Annotated in this window: 6 protein-coding genes; 5 read left to right on the forward strand and 1 reads right to left on the reverse strand. The window is 67.5% G+C overall.

Annotation, left to right across the window (positions count from 1 at the left end):
* Positions 1-2 precede the first annotated feature (2 nt).
* On the reverse strand, positions 3-2,135 hold the full coding sequence (locus ABE423_RS15930; protein ID WP_197615632.1) for a TonB-dependent receptor: 2,133 nt from the start codon (positions 2,133-2,135) through the stop codon (positions 3-5).
* Between the two features lie 188 nt (positions 2,136-2,323).
* Between ABE423_RS15930 and ABE423_RS15935 the strand changes: the two genes are divergently transcribed.
* The 5 genes from ABE423_RS15935 to ABE423_RS15955 all read left to right on the forward strand — a co-directional run bounded on the left by ABE423_RS15935 (position 2,324) and on the right by ABE423_RS15955 (position 6,658).
* Entirely contained in the window at positions 2,324-3,178 is an 855-nt protein-coding gene (locus tag ABE423_RS15935) for an AraC family transcriptional regulator (protein ID WP_197615633.1), read from the forward strand.
* A gap of 99 nt (positions 3,179-3,277) precedes the next feature.
* A complete protein-coding gene (gene copC, locus ABE423_RS15940; protein WP_125893600.1) occupies positions 3,278-3,655 on the forward strand; it encodes a copper homeostasis periplasmic binding protein CopC in 378 nt (125 codons plus the stop codon).
* 10 nt (positions 3,656-3,665) lie between these two features.
* Positions 3,666-4,550, forward strand: a complete 885-nt coding sequence (copD, locus tag ABE423_RS15945; protein ID WP_346486696.1) for a copper homeostasis membrane protein CopD — start codon at positions 3,666-3,668, stop codon at positions 4,548-4,550.
* Positions 4,551-4,595: 45 nt separating this feature from the next.
* On the forward strand, positions 4,596-5,294 hold the full coding sequence (locus ABE423_RS15950; protein ID WP_253143237.1) for a heavy metal response regulator transcription factor: 699 nt from the start codon (positions 4,596-4,598) through the stop codon (positions 5,292-5,294).
* Positions 5,291-6,658 (forward strand): heavy metal sensor histidine kinase, encoded by a 1,368-nt coding sequence (locus tag ABE423_RS15955; RefSeq protein WP_346486699.1) that lies wholly within the window; start codon positions 5,291-5,293, stop codon positions 6,656-6,658. Before ABE423_RS15950 ends, ABE423_RS15955 begins: the two co-directional genes overlap by 4 nt.
* Positions 6,659-6,720: the final 62 nt, after the last annotated feature.

Genomic DNA, 6,720 nt, shown 5'->3' on the forward strand with positions numbered 1-6,720 from the left:
CGTCAGAAGCGGTACCCCACTTCCGCGCCGAAGATCCGCGGGCTGTCGACCGGGCCGTAGTAGTTTCCGTCGCGCCCGAAGGCCAGGTTGTCGAAGATCAGGCCGTTGATGCGGCGCTTGTTGGTCAGGTTCTGCACGAACACCCGCGCGCTCCACGGCCCGGTCTCGTAGCCCAGCTGCGCACCGAGCACGGCCACTGCGGGCTGGAACGCGCGGTTGCGTTCATCCAGTGCACTGGAGCCGGTGAACTGCGATTCCAGCCGTGCATGGATGCCGGAGTCGAACTGATAGCGCGCCGCCAGATAGCCAGTGTAGTGAGGGGTCAGCTTGACCCGCTTGCCATCCAGGTTCTGGTCCACGCTGACCCACAGCTTGGTGTACTTCGCATCGACGTAGCCCACATTCGCCATCAGGGTGAAGCCCGGCAGCACTTCGAACACGCCCTCCAGCTCGGCACCACGCGAACGGATCGAGGCATCCGAACCTACGTAGTCCGACGAGATCGGGCGGCCGTTGGCATCGGTGGCCACCTGGATCTCCTGCCAGTTGTCCGAGGTGATGTGGAACAGCGCGCCGCCGATGTGGCCACGACCGCCGGCCAGGTTCATCTTGAAGCCCAGCTCATGGCTCCACATGCGCTCGGACTCGTAGCGCAGCACCTTGTCGTTGACCACATCGCTCTGCGCCGCAGCCAGATTGAAGCCACCCGGAATGTAGCCCTTGGCCGAGGCCGCGTAGAAGGACAGGTCGTCAGTGGCGTCGTAGCGCAGCGACACCCGCGGCAGCGTGGCCGAGAAGGTATGCGCCAGCGCGGCATCGCGGTACAGCACGCGGCCACCGGCGCCCAGGTCCAGCGCACCGGCACGCTGTTCGGTGGAGCGCCGTGCCTGCTCATGGCGCAGGCCGGCGCTGGCGGTCAGCTTCGGCACCGCCGGGAAGGTATAGCTGGCGGTGGCGAAGACGCTGTAGTCCTCGCCCTTGGAGGTCTGCCGCGGTGCCAGGTTGTAGCTGTCCAGCCCGTGCAGCGCCGGGCCGACGAAGGTGCCGAGGATCGAATCCTTGCTGTTGCGGTAGGTCGACACACCGGCCATCCAGGTCAACGCCTGGTCGCTGGGCGAGCTGAAGCGCGCCTCGGCCGTCCATTCCTTCTTCCTGTCGTAGATGCGGCCGGCCAATGCCGGGCTGTTGGTCATGTCGAAGTCGTAGCCGGCCGAGGTCACCTCCTCGTCCCGCCAGGAAGCGGCCACGTCCAGCGTGCCGGCCTGCAGCTGCCATTGCGCACTGAGGCCGCCCACCGTTTCGTCCTTTTCGGTGCGCTTGGGGGCATCGTTGATGTAGGTGAAGTCACCGGCACGGCGGCCGCCATTGAGCGATGTGCCGTAGGTGCGGTTGTAGAGGCCGGTATCCAGCGGCAGGTATTCATACTCGAACATGCCCGGCGCGCGGGTGCGCAGATGATAGGCCAGCGCGTTCACCGAAACGTAATCGCTCGGCCGCCAGCGCAGCTTGCCCTGCAGGTAGCCTTCGCCGACCTTGCCGCGCGCACCGGAAGGTGTGAGGTTCTTCAGGTAGGCGTCCTCATCGGAGCCCATGAACGCCACCGAGCCGGACAGGCTGCCCGTCTTGTTCAGCGGCCCTGCCAGGAAGCCATCGAGAGCGGTGCCATTGCCGTTGCCGAACCAGGTGCTGCGCACATTGATCTCGCCCTCGCGCGCATCGGCCGGGCCGCGTGTGCGCACCAGTACCAGGCCGGATTCGCTGTTGGCGCCGTACAGCGTGCCCTGCGGGCCGCGCAGCACCTCCACCGACTCGACCTGGTTGAGCACGGCATTGCTCAGCTCGCGGAACGGAATGCCATCGATGTAGACCGAGGCACGATTGACCAGGAATGGATTGGACTCGATGCCGCGGATCGAGATGAACATGTTGCTGAGCTGCCCCATTGCGTTGAACTTCACGTTGGGCGCGAGCTTGTCGAGGTCACGGAACTCGGTGACGCCCGCTTCTTTCAGCGCCTGCCTGTCGAGCACCGTCACCGACAGATCGCTCTTCAGGTATGGGGTATCGCGCTTGGAACCGGTGACGCGGACACCGTCGAGCGTGGCCGGGTCGGCCTGCTGGGCAAGGGCGGGCAAGGCAGGAACGAGCAGGGATGCTGCGATGAGCGCGGCAGCAGGCGTGGACGACTTCAAAGCGGGAACCTCGACGGATGGAGTGGCGGACGCGCGGGCGGCGGCAGCGCGGGACAAGAGTGTTATTCTGTAACATTCGCACCCTGCCGCCACTCCATTTCCGGCAGCGCCGCTCCATTCCCGGATCCGTGATGCCCGCCCTCGCCGACCAGCTCCTGCAGGAAACCCGGTCGCAGGCCCCTGCGGCCTACGCCAGCGACGATGGTGCGGTGGTGCTGCTGCGTCATCGCTTCGATGCCAGCGAAGGCGAGATGGGACATCCGCAGCAACTGCGCCTGGGCCTGGCCGTGGGCGGCGGCGGTCGGCTGCAGCAGCGCACCCTCAGCGGTCTTCTGCAGGCGCCGTGGCGGCCCGGCCAGTTCAATCTGGTGCTGCCGGGAGACACCGGCACCTATGCCAGCCCCGCGGTCGATCTGCTCGGCATCGCCATCGATACCCACCTGCATCCGCAGGATCCGCAGCAGTTGCAACAGCTGCAGCCGCTGGCGGCGCGGCTGCACCACGACCCGGTGATCACTTCGGTGCTGCAGGCGCTGTGGTGCAGCGCGCAGGCTGATGTTTGCCTGCCCGGCTTCCTCGAGCATGGCGCGCAGGTGCTGCTGCACCGCCTGGGTCAGCTTGCCGGTCAGCCGCGCCAGGCGCGTGGCACGGTGTCCCCACTGTCGGCACGACGGTTGCGGCAACTGGAGGCCTACATCGACGCGCAACACGGCCAGGCGCTGACCGTTCCACAGCTGGCCGCTGCAGTGCAGATGGAGGCCGCGACGTTCGGCCGCGCGCTGCGTGCGGCCACTGGCCTGCCGCCCTATGCCTTCCTGACCCAGCACCGCATGCAGCGGGCGCGCGCCGAACTCGCGCAGGGCCGGCGTGTCACCGACGTTGCCCTGGCCAGCGGATATGCCAATCCCAGCAAGTTCAGCGCGGCGTTCCGGCGTGTGGTCGGTTGTTCGCCGTCAGCATGGATCGCGCAGTCACGGGCCCGGTAGTGCCGGCCGCCAACATTACGAACTGGTAATGTCCAAGTCAGGGCCTCGAAAGGCGGTGGACGTCACCCTGCAGGCCACTTCCTCATCGGTGATCCGCATATGACCCGCTCCCTGTTCCGCGTCGCCCCGCTCGCCCTGCTGCTGTCCGGCCTTTCGGCCGCGCCGCTGGCGCTGGCCCATCCTAGCCTGGTGCGTTCGACGCCAGCGGCCAATGCCACCGTGGCCCCGGCCAGCCAGATCGAGCTGCAGTTCAGTGAGAAGGTGATGCCGCGTGCCACCCGCATCGAACTGAGCATGGACCACGGCCGCATGAAGATGGCGATGCCAACCACGGCGCAGGAGATCTCCGAGGACGGCCACACCCTGCGCGCGCGCTTTGCCAAGCCGCTGCCCGCCGGCAGTTACGCGCTGCAGTGGCGCGCGGTCGGCCAGGACAGCCATCCGATCACCGGCACCTACCGCTTCACCGTGAAGTAAGGCCGCTGCTGTGGCCGAGCTTTCGCCGTATGCGCTGCGGCTGGCGCTGTATCTGGCCCTGATGCTGCTGTTCGGGCGGATGCTGTTCGTCCGCCCCGGACTGCCGCGCAGCGTCTCGCTGGCCCTCGTTCTGGTGGCACTGGTGCTGGTCGGCATCGATGTGGTCACCCGATTGTCCGGCGTGCTTGGCATATCACCGGTCGACATCGATGGCGAGACAGCGCGCTGGTTTCTTACCGGTACGCCGGTGGGCGAGGCGGGACTGCTGCGCATCCTGGCCCTGCTGGCAATGCTGCCGCTGCTGGCAGTCAATCGCCCGGTACAGGGCCTGCGCCGCCCCGCACTGCTGGCACTCTCGACGGTGACCCTGGCCAGCCTCGCCTGGAACGGCCACGCCGCTGCTGGCGATGGGGTCGCTGGCCGGCTGCGTCTTGCTGCCGGCATCGTGCACCTGCTGGCGGCCGGTGCCTGGATCGGTGCGATCGCCGCCATCGTACAGCTGGCACTGCGGCGGGAAGGGCCGAGCCTGCGCGAGCGCACCCACGAACTATGGCAGGCCGCGCACGGCTTCGCCCTGCCCGGCACGATCATCGTCGCCCTGCTGGCGATGACCGGCACCTATACCTATGTCGATCTCGGCGGTTCCATACAGACCCTGACCGGCGCCGCGCATGGACGCTGGCTGCTGCTCAAGCTGGCACTGGTGGGTGGCATGCTGGGCCTGGCCGCGCTGCATCGCTGGCGGCTGGTGCCGGCGCTGGCGGTTTCCATCCGCGGCGGCTGGCAACCCAGGCCACTGCGTTCACTGCGCCACAGCCTGGCCTGCGAATCGGTACTGGCACTGCTGGTGCTGGCCTGTGTCGCGATTCTCGGCACGCTGGATCCGCTGGCATGAGACTGCGCAGCCAGCCCACACCCAAGCTGCGATGATGGGCGCACCATGAAACTGCTGATCGTCGAAGACGAACCCAAGACCGGCAACTACCTGCGCCAGGGCCTGATCGAGGCCGGCTACGTGGTCGATCTCGCCTGCAACGGCGTCGACGGGCTGCACCTGGCCGGTAGCGGCGAGTACCAGCTGGTCATTCTCGATGTGATGCTGCCCGGTCTGGATGGCTGGAATGTGCTGTCGCGGCTGCGCGAGGCCGGCTGGCAGGTGCCGGTACTGTTCCTGACCGCGCGCAGCAGCATCGCCGACCGCGTGCAGGGCCTGGAGCTTGGGGCCGATGATTACCTGGGCAAGCCGTTCGCCTTCGCCGAGCTGCTGGCACGCGTGCGCACGCTGCTACGCCGCGGCCAAGCGGTGCCGCAGGTTGAACGCATCGTCATTGCCGACCTGGTGGTGGATACCCAGCGCCGCCGGGTGGAGCGTGGCGGCCAGCGCATCGCGCTCAGCCAGAAGGAGTACATCCTGCTGGAGCTGCTGGCACGCCGCCGTGGCGAAGTGCTGCCGCGCTCGCTGATCGCCTCGCAGGTGTGGGACATGAACTTCGACAGCGACACCAATGTGATCGACGTGGCGATCCGCCGCCTGCGCGCGAAGATCGACGATGACTTCGACGCCAAGCTGATCGTCACCGTGCGCGGCATGGGCTACGTGCTCGAAGCACCAGACGACGGCGCTGTGAGCAACGGATGAGCCTGCGCCGTTCCATCGCGGTGCGGCTGACGCTGCTGTTCGCCATCGTGGCCACGCTGGTGCTGGCCGCATTGGGCGTGGCCATCTATGTCAGCGCCCGCCATGACCTTGTTGCCCAGGACTTCATCGAACTGGAGAACAAGGTTGCGTTGATCCGCGATATTGCTGGCAATGGGCCCGCCGCCGCACGCGGCCCGCGGTTGGCAGAGGCGCTCAGCCATCATCCCGATATCGCCTTCCACATCGTCAATGGCCACGGAGCCGTGCTGTTCTCGACCGCACCGGCACTGCTGCGCGAGCACGCACGCAGCCAGCCCATCGACGCCGCGCCACGGCGGCACGACTGGATTCTCGACGATGGTCGCTGCATGCATGCCCTGCACCTGCGGCAGACCCTGGCCGACGGCAGCCAGCTGGTCACCCTGCTGGCCATCGATGACGACCGCCATGCCGATTTCCTGCAGCGCTTCCGCCATCTTCTGGCGATCGCCATCATCGGCGCCGCCGTGGCCAGCAGCCTGCTCGGCGGCTACGTAGTGCGACGCACGCTGCGACCGCTGCGCACGTTGGCCGATGAAGCCCGGCAGATCACCGCCGGTCGATTGCAGCGGCGTCTGAGCGCGCGCACGGCACCGGCCGAACTGGAACAGCTGGCGCAGACCCTCAACGGCATGCTGGCGCGCCTGCAGCAGGACTTCGCACGCCTGACCGAATTCTCCGGTGATCTGGCCCACGAGTTGCGCACGCCGATCACCAACATGCTGACCCAGGTACAGGTGGTGCTGGCCCACCCGCGCAGCAACGAGGCCTACCGCGAGACGCTGGCCTCGTGCGCCGAAGAACTGCAGCAGTTGGCGCAAACCGTGGGTGACCTGCTGTACCTGGCGCAGGCCGAGGCACCGGGCGCACTGCCCTCGCGTGAGCCGGTGGCGCTGGATGCGGTGGTGGATTCGCTGCTGGAGTTCTATGACCTGCTGGCCGAGGACCGGCAATTGACCCTGCGCCGCGACGGCGTGGCGAGCGTGGAAGGCAACCGTCTGATGCTGCACCGGGCGATCGCCAATCTGCTGTCGAATGCGTTGAAGCACGCAGCCGTGGGCAGCGAGGTGCGGGTGAAGCTGGTCGAGGGCGATGGCGTGTGCAGGGTCAGCGTGCACAATCTCGGCCCGCCGATTGCCGAAGCAGCACTGCCGCGCCTGTTCGATCGCTTCTATCGCGGCGAGCGTGGCCGCCACGAAGGTGCCGGACTGGGCCTGGCGATCACCCGTGCGATTGCACAGGCGCATGGCGGAACGGTAAGCGTGACCTCCGATGAAACCGGCACCGTGTTCGAGCTGGTGCTGCCAAGCGCATCGGCCCGGTAGTGGGGGGGGGGGGGGGGCGGCCCGGACGACCGCCCCCACAGAGAACGGAGAGGCCGCCTCGC

The organism is Stenotrophomonas sp. TWI1409, assembly GCF_039673015.1.
GTDB lineage: Bacteria > Pseudomonadota > Gammaproteobacteria > Xanthomonadales > Xanthomonadaceae > Stenotrophomonas > Stenotrophomonas maltophilia_A.